The sequence below is a fragment of the Frankia sp. CcI49 genome (genome assembly GCF_001983215.1).
Taxonomy (GTDB): Bacteria; Actinomycetota; Actinomycetes; order Frankiales; family Frankiaceae; genus Parafrankia; species Parafrankia irregularis.
In genome coordinates this window covers 176,766-195,153 of sequence record NZ_MOWP01000035.1, presented here as the reverse complement: position 1 = coordinate 195,153, position 18,388 = coordinate 176,766, and the positions used below count along the sequence as shown (strand labels likewise).

Sequence of the window (18,388 nt, the reverse complement as noted above, 5' to 3'; positions counted from 1 at the left end):
TGGCGGGTGGTCCAGCCTCGGCCGGGGGTGTTCCGGTGGACGAGTCCGACCGGCCGCCGTTATGAGGTGCGGCCGCATTCGTATCTCGACGGGGAATGTGCCACCGTCGAGCTTGACGCGACGAGCGAAAACGGCCGCCCAGGATGAATCATCGCCCGCCGGCCAAGTGGGCGCAGCCCGCCCCCTACCTATCGATAAAGAATTTGCATCGGTGGTCAGGAGTCGGAGCCGGCCGGCACCTGGGCGGAGGCGGGGAAGGACATGGACGCCAGGACGCCGCGGACGCGCTCGGGTACCGGGGCGGGGCCGTTCTCCGACCGGTGCACGATGACGGTGTCGCACAGCGCCAGGCAGGTCTCGCCCTCGAACAGCCCACACACCTGCAGGATCGAGGTGTTGCCGAGCCGGCCGATCCCGACCCCGACCTCGTAGGTACCGGGGTAGGCGACCTCTCCCAGGTAGTCGATCTCCACCCGGGCTGCGACCACCGGGAGGGGACGCCGCTCGTGGGGCAGGCCGCCGTGGTTCGCGCCGAGCAGGGCCCGGTTCATCGCGATGCGGGCCTCCTCGAACAGCGCCGCGATGGCCACGTTGTTCACGTGGCCGAGGCTGTCCATGTCACCGAAACGCGGCTGCATGCTGAGGGCGAACGGGTAGTTCGCCAGCTGGATCCGCGCCGGGTCGTACTTCGCTCCCATAGCTCCCCTTCTATCGCGTCCCGCGGCGTCGGGGCGATCAGCGTGGCGTGGGTCTCGTTCCGGTCTCGATCAGCTTCGGATGAACGCCTTGTTCTCCATCAGGAAGTCGGCGAGGTACCCGTCGTGCGGGACGCCCGCGGCCATCCAGACGGTGGGCTGGTCGCCCAGGTAGACGTTCCGGATGGTCGGCTCGTTCAGCAGGTGGTCGATCAGCCGGCCGTCCCGGGTCATCACGGTGAGCACCAGCGAGTCCCGCAGCGGGGTGATGCCGGCGTCGGGGGTCCAGGGAGCGATCCAGACGCAGGGGAACGACAGCTCGATCCCCGCCTGCGCGGCGGTCGGCGAGTCCAGCTCGTGGACGGCGGGCCGCAGCACCGCGCTGCCGTCCCCGAGCTCGTCGACGATGCCGTCGCCACCGAGCCAGGAGCGGGTGCCGGCGGCCTTGCGGGCCAGGTACTCCTCGACGACCCGGGCGCTCGCCAGTGGCTGGACAGGCAGGGCGGCGGAGTCCTCCTCGGGGGGCAGGCTCGGCAGGCGGGCCAGCCGGTCGGCGACGGCCTCGGCCAGTGGCGCCGGGTCGCCTTCCACGAACACCGCGGTCGCGTTGACGCAGCCGGTGCCCCCGCCGCGGGCCACCGAGTCGACGATGACATCCAGGTGATCACGCCAGTCGGCGTCGGCGGTGATGAGGATCTTCGACCGTCCCGGCCCCTGGATGAGGACGGTCGGGTCGGCGCCGAACCTGCTCACCACGTCGTCGCCGCCGTAGACCATCCCGAGGTCGGCGGCCTGCAGGATGGCGTCGGCGCCGCCGTGGTCCGTGGGCAGCAGCGCCACCTGGTCGTTGGGCGCGCCCGCGAGGCGCAGCGCGGTGATGAGCCGGTGGGGGGTGAACGGGTCACGGCGCGAGGGGCGGACGGCGATCCGGTATCCCAACGTGAGCGCCTCCGGCCACAGGGCATGCGTGCCCGGATGGTTTCCCGCGGCGTGGACCGCGAACACCTCGCCGCGGCGGGCCCAGACCGCCCGCCCACGCCAGGTGGACGGATCCCGCCAGTCGCTGGCTGTTCCCACCGGGCAGGCCCGAGCCACGGTGTCGGCGGCCTTCGTGATCCATTCGGCGGTGGAGCTCGTCGCCCCTCGCACGGTCGAGATAGGCAGCCCGCCGACGCGGCTGACCAGCCGCTGATACTCCCCGACGGTCAGCCCGCCGATGGTCGCGCTCGCGAAGAGCTTCGCCGCGTCGGCGAGGATCTCCGTCCAGGCGTCGACGGGCAGGGCGTCGGCGGCGCGCAGCTGGCTGACCGTGCGGTGGACGTACAGCGGGGGCACGAGACTGAGCTGGGCGACCTGCGCACCGGCGACATCCATGATCGCCTGCTGGTTCCTGGTCCGATATTCGCCGGCCGGGCCGAGAGCGGCGAGCTCGACCGGGGAGCTGACCGCAGACGTCATCAGTAGACCCCCTCGATGACGGCTTCGTTCTCGAAGGTCGCGACCGGGGCGACGTCGGCGACCGCGTCACCGACGGTGCCGTCGAGCGCCTTGATCCGGGTCGCCATGTCCCGCTCGAGGTTGTTTGGCAGCAGGAAGCCCTTGCTGACGTGGCTGGCCAGGATCTGGCCCCGGTCCCCGTAGCCGACGCGCTCGAGGGTGTCCGGGTTGACGACCTCGAAGGTGAGGTACGGCGAGTACGGGTCGAAGATGCAGGGCGCCTCCACCGGCAGGTTCGGCCGCTCGGCGGCAGAGCCCAGGTACATGGTGCTCCCGTACTGGCCCAGGAAGATCGTCTCGGGGAACACCTCGGTGCGGAACAGCGCCAGCGTGTCGGCGTCCATGTGGGCGCCGCCCCACATGATGGCGCGCACCTTCTCGTTCACCAGGTCGACCAGGTCGCGGTGCCGGGACAGGCGCTCGAGCAGCGGCGGGGTGATGTTGAGAGCGCCGACGTTCTGCCGGCGCAGGATGTCGGCGGCCTGGTCGATGATGTGCTCGGCATAGGCGTCGGCGTCGTTGAGGCGCCGCTGGGCGATGAGCTTCTTCACCCAGCGCGGGTCGAGGTCGATGGTGAACACGTACGAGCCGTGCCGCTCGGTGATCAGCCGGAAGAGCGCGCCGATGATGTGCGGCCCGGAAGGGAGGACACCCAGCCAGTTCAGCCCACGCGGGATGCCGTGCCGGTCGAGGATGTCCTCGTGGAGGCGTAGCAGGCGGTCCTGCCACTCCCGCATGAGGACCACTCGTTTGGGTGCGCCGGTGGTGCCGCCGCTCTCGAAGAACCCGGCGACGTCCGGCCGGTCGCCGTACCCCCGCGCAATGAGATCCTCCGCGTGGACGTCCCGCAGGTCGGRCAGGACGTTCGGGAAACGTCGGAGATCATGATGGGACCGGATCTCGGCCCGCGGGTCGAACCCGAGGGACTCCGCTCGCCGCAGCCAGAACGGTGAGCCCGTCGCGGGGTTGAAATGCCATTCCATCGCCGCCCGGATGAACTCCTCCGGGTCGGGCACGACATCAAACGGCAGATYGAGAACCTTGTCGGCCAGGAGTGGCATGGGACCTCCCTCGAAGCAGACGACGACGCGGCCGCACGGGAGGTAGGTCGGACCACCTGTCCCCTCACATCCCGCGATGTTGTGGTTCTTCCCCGCGAGGTAAGACCGACACGGCCTCGTCGCCGCCCGCGGCCTGCCGGCCGTCACCGCTGCCGCTGCTGCTTCCGCCTGGGTTTAGGGAACCGGGTCGGCGGTGCCCGGAACGACCCCCGGCCGGCAGCCGCGCAGCCGGCGTGCGGTCAGGGCGGCTCCGTCGGCCAGCCCGTGGCGGGTTATCGCCGTGGCGGCGAAGGCACTGCAGGTGGGCGTGTAGCGGCACCGCGCCCGCATCCGCGGCGACCCGAACCGCTGGTACTGGTGAATGGCCCCGAGCACACCGCGGACGGACGCCGACCGCGCGCCGGACCCACCGGTGCGTCCGGCGTGACTGGCGTGGCTGGCGTGTTGTCCGGTGTGGTCGGTGCCCGCGGTGTGGCCGAAGCGAAGGCGGGCACCGGCGGCTGCCAGCGTCGACAGCACGGTGAACCAGGTCGACAGAGCGAGAAAGGCGGGAAATCCGTCGCAACCGTCGCAGGCGTCACAACCGTCACACGCGTCGAGAGCGTCGCATCCGTCGTCGGCGTCGGCTGAGGAGCGCCGCCGCCCTCGGCGCCGCTCGCGCCGCCGAGCACGCCATCGCGCAAGCCGTTGCCTGAGCCGTCGTCCGCGCCCACGACGCTGCTCGTCCGGCCCGGGGCCGCCGCCGGCCGAGTCCTCGATCGCGGGGAACACCTCCACGGCCGCGGGTTCGGTGGCCGTGCGGTCGGTGGCCGTGCGGTCGGTGGTGGCGTGGACGGTGGTCGTGCCGTCGGCGGTGGTGGGCTCGGTGGCCGCGGGCTTCGCGGTCGCGCGGTCGGTGGCCGTGCGGACCGCGGTCGTGCGCCGCGCGTGTGTCGGTGCGGGCCGCTGGTCTCGGCGCGGTGTCTGGACCTGCATGTGCGGGCGCCTCCGGCTCGCCTGTGCCGCAGGCGACGCGGCGCAGCTGACCGTATCGCCGCCGGTGGCTCCTACGCAGGCGGTTCCGGTGGCAGGTTCCGCCGGCGGGTGGGCGGTCGGGGGCGGCGGTCGGAGAACGGGCGAGGGGTGGTCGGAGAACGGGCGAGGCGCGGTTGGGGAACGGGCGGTTGGCCCGGTCGGCGGGTGGGCCGCCGACCGGGCCCGGGATCACCCGCGCCCGCAGACCCAGACGGATCGCGGGGGCACCCAGCGCCGTTCTCCGGCCGCCCAGACCCAGTGGCCGCTCACATGACGCCAGTAACATCCGGCGGCGGTGGGCACGCGGTCAGGTGGCGGTGACGCCGGCGCGGCCAGGGCGGGCGCCGCGGAAAGAGCCGAACCGAGTGCGGCAGCGGCGATCAGCAGTGGGAATCGGGTGCTCTTCCGGTACGCCATCTCTGCTCCCCCCGGCGCATGAAACGCCATGTCATCGAGGAAGTTCCGGCCGGACTGAGCCTTTTCCATCTCACGTTCCACAGCCAGGGATGCCGCGAGTCCGCGTTGACGACGGAAAAGGTTCACTGCAGCTCGGGCATACCCCGGACCAACAGGAATCAGTCGCCGTCGGCCGTGCCCGGATTCAGAGTGAGGTGTTGCGCGCCTGCATCCCGGGCGCTTCCGGGTCGATTCCCCAGCTGATGATCCGCCGTGGACGAATGCGGATCACCTCCGGGCTCAGGTATCCCTCCGGGGGATCCTCGCCGCTGACGGCGTCGGCCTCCCCGCGGATCTCCAGGCCGCGCACCTGCCAGGGGTCCACCGATGCGATGTCGTCCACGACGAGGGAGACCACCCTGGTCGCGGCGACGTTGCGGAACTTGCGGCTGGCGCCCAGGTTGTACCCGTGCACGTCAATGGTGCCGGTGGCGGCGTTGTGCCGGAAACCGACCGGGCTGTTCTGTGGTGTGCCGTCCGGCGCGACGGTGGCCAGCCGGCCGAGGCGCTGCCCGGCCAGATAGGCGAGTTCGACGGTGGTGAAGATCATGCGCTGATCCTGCAGGCTCAACCAGGCTTCAGGTCAAGCACCGTCCCGGGAACTGGCGATGGAACGCCGGGGCTCGGTCCGGCAGCGCATCAGGAGGGAACGTCCGGTCGCCTGCGTGGTCGACCCGTCGGTGTTCGTGTGTGATCGGTGGATGTTCGTCGATCCGGTGGTGTCGCCGTGGATCGGTGTGCGGTATTTCGGAGTGGGATCAACGTCTGCCCGCCGCCCGAACCCGGATCATCTGGGTGCCCATCGATCTACCAGCACAAATCCATGCACTAAACAACGGAAACGGTGATTCATAGCCTACACATAGATTCCGCACGGGCTGGCCACAGCTGTCCTCGAGAAGCTCTCGAACGTGCAGAGACAGATACCGGCCCCATGCGCCCGGTCATGACATTCGTGGGCCGGCTGGCTGCGCGCCGTCGACTGCTGGTCGCGCTGGTCGTGGTGGTGGTCATCGCCGCCGGCATCATCATCTACGCGGTCACCCGTGGTGGATCCGACGACGCGGACGCGGCGACGCCGACTGTCACCTCGCGAACGGTGACGGCGGAGCTCAGTACGATCAAGCAGTCGATCTCCACGACCGGCACGATCGCACCCGCGACCCAGTCCGATCTGACGTTCCCGGCGTCCGGCAAGGTCACCAGCGTCCTGGTGAGCGAGGGCGACAAGGTGACCGTCGGCCAGAAGCTGGCGACGATCGACTCGGCCTCGCTGACCGCCAGCCTCGCCCAGGCGAAGCTGACGCTGGCCAACGCCCAGGAGAAGCTCGCCTCCGACGAGAGCGCCGACGCCTCCAGCGAGCAGATCGCCGCCGACGAGTCGGCGGTCACGACCGCGACGGACGGCGTCACCTCGGCGGAGACGGACCTGGCCGGAGCGACCATGACCTCGCCGGTCAACGGCGTCGTGACGAGCATGGGCCTGGTGGTCGGGCAGCAGGTCTCCGGCTCCTCGAGCAGCTCCGGGTCGTCCGGCGGCGGCAGCGGCGGCACAGGCGGAATGAGCGCGGGCGGCGGGACGTCCACCGGTTCGGGGAGCACGTCCACCACGTCGACGAGCGGGCAGATCACGGTCATCAGCACCGACTCGTGGATCGTCAACGCGACCGTCGACTCCAACAGCGTCGATCTGATCGCCAAGGGCAACCAGGCGACGATCGTGCCGAGCTCAAGCAGCTCTTCCTCCACCACCACCGGCGGAGGCTTCGGGCAGTTCGCGGCCCGCAACGGCGGTGTGGCCGCCGGCGGCACCGCGGGCGGCGGCACCACAAGTGGCGGCACGACGGGCGGCGGCGGCACGACGGGCGGCACCGGCACCGGCACCGGCACCGGCACTGGATCGGGCACGGCCGCGAGCGGGACCAGCAGCACGATCTACGGAACGGTCGAGTCGGTGGGCCTGATCGCGTCCAGCTCCGGCCAGACCGCGACCTTCCCCGTGGTGATCAAGGTGACGGGCAGCCCCACCGGCCTGCACTCCGGCGCCAGCGCGACCGTCACCCTGATCTACAAGCAGCTCAGCAACGTCCTGGTCATCCCGACCAGCGCGATCACGCAGCAGGACGGCAAGTCCGTCGTGAAGCTCGTCTCCGGTGACTCGACGACGACCCGCGAGGTCACCACCGGAACCGCCAGCGGCGGCTACACCCAGATCGTCTCCGGCCTGTCCGAGGGCGACCAGGTGAAGTACGACGTCATCAGTGTGGTTCCCGGTGGCACCGGCACCGGCGGCGGTACCACGAACCGCAACGGTRGCCAGGGCTACGGCGGCTTCGGCGGCGGCACCGGCAGTTTCCCCGGTGGCGGCAGCTTCCCGAGTGGGGGAGCGGCCGGCGGCGGGGGCGGCTTCCCCGGCGGGGGCAACTGACATGGCCAGGAGATCGCGCASGCGTGAGCGCGCGGCGGCGGCCGAGTCGCCCCAGCACGGACTCGCGGACACGCCGACGACGGCAGACTCCCCGACCACGGACTCCTCGAACACGGAAATCTGGGCCAGGGGCACTGAGTCCCGGGACGTCCCGTCCCAGTTCACCCCGGTGACCTACGAGGAGCCGGCGACGATGCCGCTGGCTCGGGTGCCGCTGGGCGCCGCGACCACGGACGCGGCGGCGACCACGGACGCGGCGGCGACCACGGACGCGGCGGCGACCGCGACCGCGGCAGGGCCACCGGTCATCGAGCTGGACCAGGTGTCCAAGTCCTACCGGGCCGGTGCGCTGGACGTCGCCGCGCTGCGCGGTGTCTCGACCCGGATCGGCCAGGGCGAGTACGTCGCCATCGTCGGTCCGTCCGGCTCGGGGAAGTCGACGTTGATGCACATCATCGGCTGCCTCGACGTCCTCACCGGCGGCACCTACCGGCTTTCCGGCGAGGACGTCAGCGCGATGACCGAGGAGGACCTGGCCGAGATCCGCAACCGCCGGATCGGGTTCGTCTTCCAGCAGTTCAACCTGCTGCCGTCGCTGTCCGCCTGGCGCAACGTCGAGCTGCCGCTGGTGTACCGGGGGGAGCGGCGGGACGTCCGCCGCAGCCGGGCCGTCGCCGCGCTGGAGCGGGTCGGCCTCGCCGACCGGGTCGAGCACCGGCCCGGTGAGCTTTCCGGCGGCCAGCAGCAGCGGGTCGCGGTGGCCCGCGCGCTGGTCGGCGACCCGTCCCTCATCCTCGCCGACGAGCCGACCGGCAACCTGGACTCGACGGCGACCCGCGACGTGCTGAACCTCTTCGACGAGCTGCACGCGCAGGGCCGCACGATCGTCCTAATCACCCACGAGCAGGAGGTGGCCGACCGGGCCCGGCGGGTGCTTCGGATCCGGGACGGGCTGATCGATTCCGACTCCGCGGCCGACTCCGCCGTCGACTCCGTGGCTGGCTCGGCTCCCGCCGTGGCGACCCAGCCGGTCGCCCATCCGGCGACTCAGCCGGCGACTCAGGCGGCGACCCGCTGATGGGCTGGCTGGAGACACTCCGCACCGGCCTGGACGCCATCCGCACGCACCGGCTGCGGTCCGGGCTGACGGTGCTCGGCATCCTGATCGGTATCGCCGCCGTGGTCCTCACCGTGGGCCTCGGTGTCGGTGCGCAGGACGAGGTCGGGGAGGAGATCAACTCGCTGGGCAGCAACCTGCTCATCGTCTCGCCGGGCAGCTCGACGGACTCGTCGACGGGCCTGCGCGGCGGGTTCGGTTCCTCGTCGACCCTGACCACGGCCGACGCGACCGCGCTGACGTCGAAGACGGCCGCCCCCGACATCGAGGGCGTCGCCCCGATCAAGCAGAGCTCCATGTCGCTGCTGAACGGTTCGACGAACTGGACGACCACCGTGGTCGGCACGACCCCGGACTGGCTGCCCGTGCGCAGCCGCACCCTCACCGAGGGYCGCTTCATCACCACGACGGACGAAGCCCAGTCGGCGGCGGTCACCGTCCTGGCTTCGGACACGGCGACGGAGCTGTTCGGCCGGCGCAGCCCGGTCGGCCAGAGCGTGACGATCAACAACATCGCGTTCCAGGTCATCGGGGTGCTCGAATCGGCCGGGTCGGACAGCTCGAGCAACCTCGACGACCAGGCCATCGTGCCGATGTCGACCGGGGCGAACCGGCTGTTCGGCGGGACGACCCGCAACTCGGTCTCGACCATCTACATCAAGGCGACCTCGTCGGACACGCTGTCGGCGGCCTACCAGGAAGCCAACAACCTGCTGCTGAACCAGCACAGCATCACGGACTCGTCCAGCGCGGACTTCACGATCACCACCCAGGACTCGCTGCTCGACACGGCGACGTCCGTGAGCAAGACGCTCACCGTGCTGCTGGCCGGCATCGCGGCGCTGTCGCTGCTGGTGGGTGGCATCGGCRTCATGAACATCATGCTGGTCTCGGTGACCGAGCGCACCCGTGAGATCGGGCTGCGCAAGGCCCTGGGCGCACCGCCCGCCGCGATCCGGCGGCAGTTCCTGATCGAGGCGTCGCTGCTCAGCCTCGTCGGCGGCGCGGTCGGTGCCCTGCTGGGTATCACCGGGGCCCTGGTACTGCCCCAGTTCATCGACAACTCGGTGGCCATCGTCTGGTGGGCGGTGTTCGGCTCCCTCGCCGTCGCCGTGGCCATCGGCGTCGCCTTCGGTGTCTACCCCGCCAGCCGGGCCGCCCGACTGGCTCCCATCGACGCGCTCCGCAGCGACTAGTCGCCGACCATGACGAGGACAAAGATCATGACTGGCCAGGCTCCCACTTCCGTGCCGTCGACCGGGTCCGTGCCGTCGACCGGGTCATCCGGCTCGTCGACCGGTGGACGTCGTCCTGCGCGTCGTCGCGCGTCCGTCGTCGTCGCCGTCGCGTCCGCCGCCGTGCTGACCGCGGTGCTGGCCGGCTGCGGTGGCTCCTCCGGGACGTCCAACGCGCAGGGCGAGCAGGGCGGCGGGCAGACCGGGCAGGGCAACGGCGGCGGCCGGGCCGGCGGCGCGGCCGCTTCCGGACTCATCGCGGCGGTCGACTCGGGCACCATGCAGGTGCAGAACCAGCAGTCCGGCCAGGTCGCGGTGAAGTTCGGCGACAGCACCACGTTCACCCAGACCGTCTCGGCGGCCCTGGGTGATGTCACGACCGGCGTGTGCGTCACCGCGGCGAGCGTGTCCGCGGGTGGCACGCAGGCCTCCGGCACGCCCAGCGCGCGGTCCACGGCGCAGCCGACGGCCATGCCGACGTCCTTCACGGCCACGACCGTGTCGATCAGCCAGCCGACCGACGGCTCCTGCACCAGCGGCTTCGGCGGCGGCACCCGGCCGAGCGGTATGCCCAGCGGTATGCCGAGTGGTATGCCGACCGCGATGCCGAGCGGTGCGCCTGGCGGCCAGGGCGGTGGCTTCGGTGGCGGCGGCAACGGTGGTCAGGGCGCGCCCGGAGGCGGCGGCGGGTTCGGTGGGCGGGCGACGGGCGAGGTGACGGCGGTCTCCGGCTCCACGATCACCGTCTCGGGCACCAGCTTCGGCAGCAACGAGACCGTCACCTACACGGTGCTCGTGGACGGCAGCACCACCTACACCAAGTCGGCCACGGCGGCCGCCGACGCGGCGACGGTCGGGCGGTGCGCGGTCGTGAACGGCGACACCGACGACACCGGCACCGTGACCGCGACCCGGATCGCGCTGAGCGACGCGACGAACGGAACCTGCACGACCGGTTTCGGTGCCGGCGGGTTCGGCGGCGGTGGCGGGTTCGGCGGCGGCGGTGCGGGCGGCAACGGCTCCAACGGCAACGGGACTGCCAATGGCTGAGGACGTCGCCGTTGCCCACGGTGCCGTTCCGGCCGACGGTGCGGTGCCGGCGGCTGACGGTGCGGTGCCGGCCGATGGTGCGGTGCCGGCCGATGGTGCTGTGCCGGCTGACGGTGCGGTGCGGGCCCGGCCGGACTCCACTGCGATGCGGAGCCGGCGGCGCCGGCCGAAGCCCCGGCGCAAGGGCGTGGCCGTTGCGGTGACCGCGGTGGTGGTCGTCGCGGCAGGAGTGGGCACGGGGCTCGCGACCAGCGGGGATGACGGCCCCTCCTACCGGCTCGCCGCCGCGAGCACCGCGTCGGTCACCCAGACCCTGACCTCGGTCGGAACCCTGAGCACGGTCAACACGGCGACCCTCGCCTTCCCGGTCAGCGGGACGGTGACCTCGGTGCCGGTGCAGATCGGCGACAAGGTCAGCGCCGGGCAGGTGCTCGCCTATCTGGACCCGGCCGCGCTGCAGGTCGCGCTCAACACGGCGAACCAGAACCTGGCCGACGCGAAGCTGACGCTGGCGAACGACGCCTCCGGGCAGACGTCCAGCAGCAGCGGCGGCTCGCAGGGCGGGTCGACGAACCTGACCTCCGGGTCGTCGGACGGCGCGGTCAGCCTGCTGGCGAACTCCGCGTCCGGTTCCACCGCGGCCCCCGGCTCCGGCGGGTCTGGCGGTTCCACCGGTGTGCAGCTGACGAGCCTGGAGACCGGACGGGTCGTGGCCACGGTCTCGGCGGGACGGATCGTGAGCGTCTCCACGGGCGCCGCCATCCGCACCGCCGCGAACACCACCGCCGCGAACACCGCCGCCACGACCACGACTGCGGCCGCGACGACGACCACCCCCGGGAAGCCGAGCGCGCTGGCGACCGCGGTGACCGCGGCACAGCAGGACGTGATCGCCGCCCAGTCGGAGCTGGACAGCGTGCTGGCGGATCTCGGTGCCGACCTGACCGCGCTGACCGCCCAGGGCGGCGGCTGCGCAGTGGGCAGTGGCGCCGCGCCCGCCCCGATCTCCTTCACCGCGACGCCGACCACGGCCGGCACGATCAGCGGCACCGTCGGCGACCAGGACAAGGTGACGCTGAGCCGCAACGGCTCCGTCATCGCGACCAGGACCGGCTCGTACACCTTCACCGGGCTGAAGGCCGGTGCCGAGTACACCGTGAAGATCCAGCAGGCGGGCGGCACCGGCACCATCGACGTCACGCAGTGCCAGAACGCGATCAACGCGCTCGTGACCAGGTTCAGCGGGTCGTCCGGTGCGTCGGGCGGGTCGAACCTGGCCTCCCTGACCTCGCGTCTCGCCTCGGCGAAGACCAACCTTGACAAGGCCGTCAGCGCGCTGAGCAGCGCCGGCGGCGGATCAGGCGGGCCGCAGACCTCGCCTCCGTCGACCTCGCCGTCCCCCGGCGGGACGTCCGCTCCGGGCACGAACGGCTCCGGCACGGGCGGCTCCGGTACGGGCGGCTCCGGTACGGGCGGCTCCGGTACGGGCGGCTCCGGTACGGATGGCTCCGGTACGGGTGGCCGGCCCTCGACCGCTCCCTCCCCGAAACCGTCCGCGACGGGCTCGACCGGCAGCGGTGCGGGTACCGGCAGCGGTGCGGGTACTGGGACGGGCACCGGTAGCCGCCCGTCCGCGGCAGCCAGCCCCTCCGGCGGCACCGGCTCGACGGCGACGCAGAGCGCGACTCCTGGCACGGACGGGCGTGGGGCGACCAGCGGCACCGGCGGATCCACGACCGGCGGCACTGGTACCACCGGCGGCACTGGCGGTACCGGCACGACTGGTGGCACCGGTAGTACCGGTGGTTCGGGCTTCAGCGCCTCCGGTGGCAGCGGCTCCACCTCCGGTGGCGCGATGTCCGGCGTCACGGGCGGCGGTTCGTCGACGCGGACGACCCAGGTGGCCACCGCCGAGCAGCTCGCCGCCGACCAGGCCGCCATCGACGCGGCGGCCGCGCAGGTCACGGTGGCCCAGGCGAACCTGAACGGCGCCACGCTCACCAGCCCGATCAGCGGGACGGTCGGCGCCATCTCGGTCGCCGTCGGCGGCGAGGTCAGCTCGTTCTCGTCGAGCGCGACCATCACCGTGCTCGGCGAAGGCGACAAGCAGATCACCACGACGGTCCCGCTGTCCGCCGTCGACACGGTGAAGGTGTCCAACCCGGCGACCATCACCGTCGACGGTGTCAAGGAGCCCCTGACCGGCACGGTGTCGTCGATCGGCGCGCTGAACAGCAGCACCGGGTCGACCACGACCTATCCGGTCAGGATCGTGCTGAAGCCGAGCAGCGCCAACCTCTATGACGGCACCGGCGCCAGCGTGTCGATCACGGTCAAGGAGGTCAGGGACGTCCTGACCGTGCCGACGTCCGCGGTGCACCGCACCGGCCAGCTGACCACGGTCAACGTGCTGAAGGACGGCAAGGCGACGGCCGTCCAGGTGCAGATCGGCGCGACCGGCCCCGAACGGACCGAGGTGACCTCCGGACTCGAAGCCGGTGACCAGGTCGTCCTCGCCGACGTCAACGCCGCGCTGCCCTCCGACGATTCGGACGACTCGTCCAACAGCGGCGGACTGTTCGGCGGCAGCAGCAGCAACAGCGGCGGCGGGACGTTCCCCGGCGGCGCCGGCGGTGGCTTCGCGGGCGGTGGATTCGCCGGCGGCGTCCCCGGTGGAGGCGGTGGCCGCTGACCGGCGACCGGTGACCGGCGACCGGTGACCTGACGGAGTGAGGCGACCGGTAGCAGCGGTTGGTGCCGCCGCTACCGGTCGCTTTCCTCGTCGGGCCAGCCGCGTAGCTCAGCCTGGGTGGGAAGGGCCTCGTAGGCACCGGGGCGGCTGATGGTGAGCGCGGCGGCGTGCTGGGCCCGGCGGACGGCCGCCTGGGCACCGGCACCGGTGAGAAGCTGGGCGCAGAGCACCGCGGTGAAGGCGTCGCTGGCCGCAGTGGTGTCGACGACCTCGGCGGGTGGCGCGGGGACGGCGGTGCTGCTCCCGTCGATCCGCAGGACGCACCCGCGCTCGGCGAGGGTCACGCAGACCGTTTCCACGCCCAGCTCGTCGGCGATGGCGTCGGCGAGATGCGCGGCGGGCCCGTGCGCACCTCGCCGAGACGCGAGCAGGGCCCGTGCCTCGGCCTCGTTGGGAACCAGGATGTCGACCTGCTCCCACGCGATCCCGCCGACGACCGACAGGTCCGCCGGCAGCGGCGCCGGATTCACCACCACACGTAGGCCGTGCTCCCCGGCCGCACTCAGCACGCCCCCGATGTGCTCAGGGGCGTCGAGCGTGACGAACAGCGCCTCCGGTGGCCGCGCCGCGCCCGCGCCCGCGGCCGGGCCGGTTTCGGCGAGGGCGGCGGTGACGAGATCGGCGGTGACGGCGAAGGCGTCCGGCACCTGCCACACGAAGGCGTTCTCCCCGTCGGCGCGGGAGTAGACGACGCAGACCGGAGTCGGCAGGCCCGGGACGACCGCCATCGCGGCGGTGTCGATGCCCTCGGCGGCGAGGGCACCCCGGATGGCCGCGCCGACCGCGTCGGCTCCGACGCATCCCAGGGCCGTCACCCGCGCACCGAGCCGGGCGAGGGTGACGGCCTGGTTGAGGGCCTTTCCACCGGGGGCGGTCCGGATCGCGTCGGCGCGCAGGTCGTCCCCCCACACCGGTAGCCGGGGCGTGCTGATCAGGCAGTCGAGCAGGTAGGCGCCCGCGACGAGGAAGCTTCCGCGGCCGTCATCGCTGTGGCCGCCCTGGCTGGCATCGCCGCGGTCACCGCTGTGCCCGCTGCCTTCGCGGCGGGTCAGCCGACCGCCTCGTCGGCAGGCTCGGGGTGCATCTCGCGGGCGGGGATCGGTGACGGCACCGGCCGCCGAGGCTCGCGCACGCCCGCGGAGCCGCCGCCGGGCCCGAGGCTGAGCCGCACCATCGTGCCGATCGCCACCCGGGTGCCGGCGGCGGGAACCTGGCTCACCACGACCGAACCGGAGTCGAGCGCGTCGACGGGGAGCGGCGGGCCGTCGGGGTCCGGCCCGACCCCGATCAGGCTTACCCCGGAGAGCTTGGCGCGCGCATCGTCCCAGGAAAGGCCGATCACGCTCGGTACGACGCGGGAGTGCCGCCGTGGCCGCCGCCGCGCGTCCGAGAGCTGGTCGGTCGCGTCCTGCAGCATCTCGCTCGCCGCCCGGCCCAGTAGAGATTCCGTTCCGAAGCGCAGTGAGCGCCGTCGGCTCTGCGTGGCGTTCTCGTCGGGAGCGTCGCCGGGCTGGCCACTCGCGGCGCCGCTGGCGTTGCCACCGGTGCCCTTGCCGCCGGCTTCCCCGCTGGTGCCTGCGGGCGGACGCGGGCCCGCGATCTCATCGTCGAGCTCGTGCCAGCGTTCCCAGGCGGACTGCCGGCTGACGCCGAGCCGAATCGCGATCTCCGCCCAGGACCTGCGTTCCCGCCGGGCGGAGCGGACCGCGTCCAGCTCGACCTGATCGAGCAGTCTGCGCACCGTGCCGATGTCGGTCAGTGCCTCCAGCGCCGCTTCTCCGGGACTGTCGGGGTTATCGAGGTCATCGGGGTTATCGGTGTTGCGGGGGTTGTCGGCGGGTGGATTCGAGGGGGTGCGATGCCAGCCGGCGAGGTGTTCCCAAGCGCGGCGGGCGTCCTGCCACGGACTTCCGCTCTTGCTCATGATGTCAGGATAACCTGACGCCTGTACCGGCGCGAGACCGGTGCAATTCCGGTTCGGTAGCTTCTACGTCTTGTAGAAGTGGTCTGGCTGGAATGGCGATGAGGTGCTCTGCTGTGGGGAACGAACGACGGTTACTACCGGGATCCGCTCGCCTGGCAGTTCTCGCACTGGTGGTCGGGGCCAGCCTGGTACTGGCATTCGCGGGATGCTCGCCCGGGGCGAGCACGGCGGACGGTTCTGCCGGTGGTTCGGCGGGTGGCCGCGCCGAACGCGGATCGCTGGGCGGCGCCGCCGAGGTGATTCCGGCCGCTGACCGGAAGCCGGCGCCGGCCATGTCCGGCCGGACCCTCACCGCAGACGCGTTCGACCTCTCGTCCATTCGCGGCCGTCCGGCCGTGGTCAATTTCTGGGCCTCCTGGTGCGGGCCGTGCAGGGCGGAGACGAAGGCGCTGGTCGAGATGGCGCAGACACATCCGGAGGTCGCCTTCATCGGCGTGAACCGGGAGGCCGACGGTTCCGCCGCCGCCCGGGCCTTCGTGCGTGACAACGCCGTGCACTACCCGAACATCGTCGACGAGCGGGGCACTGTGGCGGCGCGCTGGAACGTTCCGGGCCTGCCGACAACCTTCGTGCTCGATTCCGACGGGCGGATCGCGGCGCGACTGTTCAGCGCCGTGACGTCCGCATCCCTCAACGCCGTCATCGCCGGGCTCATCTGACGAGGGATGGTTCCGGGGAACCCCTGACGAGGGGCGGTTCCGCGGAACCGCGCGGTGTGGTTGCTCCGCGGAACCGCATCGGTCGGGCGGTTCCGCGGAACCGCATCGGGCGGTTCACGGTTCCGCGGAACCGCCCGAACCGCCCATGACCTCGTCCGCGCTGCCAGCGCGACCGCCGGGGCGTGTCGATGCGGACGCGGCCCGCCGAACTCGCCCGACAACCGGCAGGCGCATACGCTTGAAATATAAGACCATGCTTATAGGGTGAGGTTATGATCGCTGATCCCGCGGCCACGGCCGGGCTGGTAGTCCGAGAGGTTCGAAGCGGCACCCGGGACGGGGCCGCGACCAGGATTGTCGTGGCTCGCCGCACCTATCCCACCGACCAGCTCGACCTCTGGGAGGCGCTGACCAGCCCCGAGCGCATCCCGCGATGGTTCCTGCCCGTCAGCGGAGACCTTGAGGTCGGTGGGCGCTACCAGCTCGAAGGCAACGCCGGTGGCGTGGTCGAACGCTGCACCGCACCCGACTCGTTCGCCGTGACCTGGGAGTTCGGGGAGATGATGTCGTGGCTGGAGATCACGCTCGCCCCGGCTGGCCGGGGCACCACACTGGAGCTTGTCCATGAGGCACCGGTCGACCCGCAGATGTGGGGGCAGTTCGGCCCGGGTGCGGTCGGCGTCGGCTGGGACCTCGCGCTGATGGGCCTCGGCCTGCACCTGGAAAGCGGCGCGCCGGTCGACCCGACGATCGCGATCACCTTTCCCACCTCGCCCGAAGGGATCGAGTTCGTCCGCAGGTCAGCCGCCGGCTGGGCAGACGCCGCTGTCAGCGACGGCGACGAGCCCGGCCCGGCCCACGACGCCGCGGGGCGGACGGTCGCCTTCTACACAACCCTGCCCGAGGAACCCTCGGACTCCGAGGGTTCCTCGGGTTCCGGGAACTAGGTGGACCTCGCCCTCGACGCGCTCGGCGAACCGACCCGCCGACGGATTCTGGAGCTGCTGGCCGCGGGTGGAGAGCAGCCGGCGGGGGCCGTCGTCGAGGCGCTGCGAGCCGACGCGCAGATCTCCCAGCCCGCCGTCTCGCAGCATTTACGGGTGCTACGCGACGCGGGCCTGGTGACTGTGCGGGCCGCGGGCGCCCGCCGCTTCTACGCCCTCGACCCAGCCGGGCTCGAGGCCGCCCAGGACTGGTTCACCCGCCTCGCGCGCGCCGCCCGGGAGGCCGCGACCTCCCGGGCAGTCGACCCGGTGGCCGTGCCAGCGGACCCGGCGGCGGTGCCAGTCGACCCGGTGGCCGTGTCAGGCGAGCCCGTTGAGTCCGCTGCATGCGACGCTGATCCACTCGCCCAGTTCGTCCAGCCCCTCGACGCACTGGCCACCGAGATCGCACGCGGCCGGCGGGCACGCCGGTCCGGCCCCATCGCCGAGCCGGCGCCGCGACCGGCGCCGCGGCCGGCCGAGCGCCCCGGGGCGTAGATGGCCTGGCTGACTCGGCCCCCGGCCCGCTCAGTCCTCGTCTTCGGGGGCGAAACGGCTCAGCGCGGCCACCGACGGGATCAGGTAGTAGGCGCCGCTCACCGGCGTCGAGTAGCGGGTGAGCTCGTCGCGCAGGCCATCGTCGTAGGCGCCGGCCATCCGGCGCAGCATGATGTCGAGCACCCGCTGCTCGCGGCTGAAGCCGACGAACATCGTGCCGTGCTCGGTCGCGGCGCCGTAGGCCGTGTTCCGGCGGAAGATCTTCAGCTCCTCGCCGTCCTCCTCGACGACGGTCCGCGAGACGTGCGAGGTGGCGGGCATGACGTCCTCGTCCAGCTCGACGCTGTCGGCTTTCGTCCGCCCGATCACCCGCTCCTGCTCCTCGACGGGCAGGGCCTGGAAGGCGTCGGAGTCGTGCCGCCACTGCTGGAACAGCAGCACGCTGCTGCCGGCACCCGGCCCGCCCGCCCCCACGACCGCGACATTCGGCGCCACCAGCAGGGACGGGTTCTCCGTCCCGTCGATGAAGCCGGTCAGGTCACGGTTGTGCTCGTATCCCCAGCCGGTGACCTCGCTGGCCACCGACGCGATGTCGGCGAGGGCGGCGATGACGTTGCGGCTGTTGTTGAACACCGCCGTGCGGTCGCCGCCCGCGACCCACACCCAGGCGTCCCGCTGGGTGGCCGGCATCTGGAAACCGTCGGTGCCGACGATCGGTTCGGTGAAGCTCCGGACGTCCGGAGGCAGCTCGTCCGGTGCGACCTGTGCCCACAGCTCGGGCCGGAAGCCCACAACGAGGTTCACCCCGCCGCCGGTCGACAGCGGGTCGCTCAGGCCCGCGACCGCCTTGACCAGATCGGCGGCGGACGCGTCCTGGTGCAGCGAGAACTCCAGATAGCAGTGCTCCGGAGTACCGAGCCCGAAGATCCCCGGCTGTGTCACCCGTACCGCCCTCCACC

General features: G+C 72.0%; 16 protein-coding genes. 8 read left to right on the top strand and 8 right to left on the bottom strand.

What is annotated here, in order from left to right:
- Positions 1–215: 215 nt before the first annotated feature.
- The 5 genes from CcI49_RS31295 to CcI49_RS31270 form a co-directional block, all read right to left on the bottom strand.
- Positions 216–698, bottom strand: coding sequence for an acyl-CoA thioesterase (locus CcI49_RS31295; protein ID WP_076832563.1), 483 nt, complete (start codon positions 696–698; stop codon positions 216–218).
- A gap of 69 nt (positions 699–767) precedes the next feature.
- Positions 768–2,153, bottom strand: a complete 1,386-nt coding sequence (locus tag CcI49_RS31290) for an aldehyde dehydrogenase family protein (RefSeq protein WP_054568173.1) — start codon at positions 2,151–2,153, stop codon at positions 768–770.
- Positions 2,153–3,253 carry an AMP-binding protein gene (locus CcI49_RS31285; RefSeq protein WP_076832559.1) on the bottom strand — a complete coding sequence of 367 codons (1,101 nt, stop codon included), beginning with the start codon at positions 3,251–3,253 and terminating at the stop codon, positions 2,153–2,155. The genes CcI49_RS31290 and CcI49_RS31285 overlap by 1 nt, the downstream gene beginning before the upstream one ends.
- A 174-nt stretch (positions 3,254–3,427) precedes the next feature.
- Positions 3,428–4,228: a membrane protein insertion efficiency factor YidD gene (gene yidD, locus CcI49_RS42795; protein WP_198955690.1), complete on the bottom strand. Its 801-nt coding sequence runs from the start codon at positions 4,226–4,228 to the stop codon at positions 3,428–3,430.
- A gap of 640 nt (positions 4,229–4,868) precedes the next feature.
- Positions 4,869–5,273 carry a PPOX class F420-dependent oxidoreductase gene (locus tag CcI49_RS31270; protein ID WP_054568171.1) on the bottom strand — a complete coding sequence of 135 codons (405 nt, stop codon included), beginning with the start codon at positions 5,271–5,273 and terminating at the stop codon, positions 4,869–4,871.
- A 396-nt stretch (positions 5,274–5,669) separates the two neighbouring features.
- Between CcI49_RS31270 and CcI49_RS31265 the strand changes: the two genes are divergently transcribed.
- From CcI49_RS31265 to CcI49_RS44270, 5 genes are all read left to right on the top strand, one after another.
- Positions 5,670–7,151 carry a biotin/lipoyl-binding protein gene (locus CcI49_RS31265; protein ID WP_076832639.1) on the top strand — a complete coding sequence of 494 codons (1,482 nt, stop codon included), beginning with the start codon at positions 5,670–5,672 and terminating at the stop codon, positions 7,149–7,151.
- A gap of 307 nt (positions 7,152–7,458) precedes the next feature.
- Positions 7,459–8,229: an ABC transporter ATP-binding protein gene (locus CcI49_RS31260; protein WP_235498148.1), complete on the top strand. Its 771-nt coding sequence runs from the start codon at positions 7,459–7,461 to the stop codon at positions 8,227–8,229.
- A complete protein-coding gene (locus CcI49_RS31255; RefSeq protein ID WP_076832551.1) occupies positions 8,229–9,464 on the top strand; it encodes an ABC transporter permease in 1,236 nt (411 codons plus the stop codon). Before CcI49_RS31260 ends, CcI49_RS31255 begins: the two co-directional genes overlap by 1 nt.
- 27 nt (positions 9,465–9,491) lie before the next feature.
- Positions 9,492–10,553, top strand: coding sequence for a hypothetical protein (locus CcI49_RS31250; RefSeq protein WP_241840347.1), 1,062 nt, complete (start codon positions 9,492–9,494; stop codon positions 10,551–10,553).
- The gene (locus tag CcI49_RS44270; protein WP_076832630.1) at positions 10,546–13,245 is read left to right on the top strand and encodes a biotin/lipoyl-binding protein; all 2,700 of its coding nucleotides are present in this window, start codon (positions 10,546–10,548) and stop codon (positions 13,243–13,245) included. Before CcI49_RS31250 ends, CcI49_RS44270 begins: the two co-directional genes overlap by 8 nt.
- 71 nt (positions 13,246–13,316) lie before the next feature.
- On the opposite strand, the gene CcI49_RS31240 is transcribed toward CcI49_RS44270, so the two are convergent.
- Both CcI49_RS31240 and CcI49_RS42790 read right to left on the bottom strand, forming a co-directional pair.
- On the bottom strand, positions 13,317–14,216 hold the full coding sequence (locus CcI49_RS31240; protein ID WP_083749836.1) for a PfkB family carbohydrate kinase: 900 nt from the start codon (positions 14,214–14,216) through the stop codon (positions 13,317–13,319).
- Between the two features lie 137 nt (positions 14,217–14,353).
- The gene (locus CcI49_RS42790) at positions 14,354–15,229 is read right to left on the bottom strand and encodes a PASTA domain-containing protein (RefSeq protein ID WP_054568167.1); all 876 of its coding nucleotides are present in this window, start codon (positions 15,227–15,229) and stop codon (positions 14,354–14,356) included.
- A 113-nt stretch (positions 15,230–15,342) separates the two neighbouring features.
- Here CcI49_RS42790 and CcI49_RS31230 point away from each other — a divergent pair, with 113 nt between their 5' ends.
- The 3 genes from CcI49_RS31230 to CcI49_RS43745 all read left to right on the top strand — a co-directional run bounded on the left by CcI49_RS31230 (position 15,343) and on the right by CcI49_RS43745 (position 17,429).
- The gene (locus CcI49_RS31230; RefSeq protein WP_158230845.1) at positions 15,343–15,948 is read left to right on the top strand and encodes a TlpA disulfide reductase family protein; all 606 of its coding nucleotides are present in this window, start codon (positions 15,343–15,345) and stop codon (positions 15,946–15,948) included.
- Between the two features lie 272 nt (positions 15,949–16,220).
- Positions 16,221–16,895, top strand: coding sequence for an SRPBCC family protein (locus tag CcI49_RS31225; RefSeq protein ID WP_054568165.1), 675 nt, complete (start codon positions 16,221–16,223; stop codon positions 16,893–16,895).
- Entirely contained in the window at positions 16,896–17,429 is a 534-nt protein-coding gene (locus CcI49_RS43745; protein WP_241840346.1) for a metalloregulator ArsR/SmtB family transcription factor, read from the top strand.
- A gap of 30 nt (positions 17,430–17,459) precedes the next feature.
- Here the strand turns inward: CcI49_RS43745 and CcI49_RS31215 are convergent, their stop codons facing one another.
- On the bottom strand, positions 17,460–18,371 hold the full coding sequence (locus tag CcI49_RS31215; RefSeq protein WP_076832541.1) for a Dyp-type peroxidase: 912 nt from the start codon (positions 18,369–18,371) through the stop codon (positions 17,460–17,462).
- Between the last annotated feature and the right edge of the window lie 17 nt (positions 18,372–18,388).

Excerpts from the sequence above, each read along its gene's own strand:
- CcI49_RS31250 (WP_241840347.1), top strand. The coding sequence starts at position 9,492 with ATGACTGGCCAGGCTCCCACTTCCGTGCCGTCGACCGGGTCCGTGCCG.
- CcI49_RS31290 (WP_054568173.1), bottom strand. The coding sequence starts at position 2,153 with ATGACGTCTGCGGTCAGCTCCCCGGTCGAGCTCGCCGCTCTCGGCCCG.
- CcI49_RS31225 (WP_054568165.1), top strand. The coding sequence starts at position 16,221 with ATGATCGCTGATCCCGCGGCCACGGCCGGGCTGGTAGTCCGAGAGGTT.
- yidD (WP_198955690.1), bottom strand. The coding sequence starts at position 4,228 with ATGCAGGTCCAGACACCGCGCCGAGACCAGCGGCCCGCACCGACACAC.
- CcI49_RS31270 (WP_054568171.1), bottom strand. The coding sequence starts at position 5,273 with ATGATCTTCACCACCGTCGAACTCGCCTATCTGGCCGGGCAGCGCCTC.
- CcI49_RS42790 (WP_054568167.1), bottom strand. The coding sequence starts at position 15,229 with ATGAGCAAGAGCGGAAGTCCGTGGCAGGACGCCCGCCGCGCTTGGGAA.
- CcI49_RS44270 (WP_076832630.1), top strand. The coding sequence starts at position 10,546 with ATGGCTGAGGACGTCGCCGTTGCCCACGGTGCCGTTCCGGCCGACGGT.
- CcI49_RS31295 (WP_076832563.1), bottom strand. The coding sequence starts at position 698 with ATGGGAGCGAAGTACGACCCGGCGCGGATCCAGCTGGCGAACTACCCG.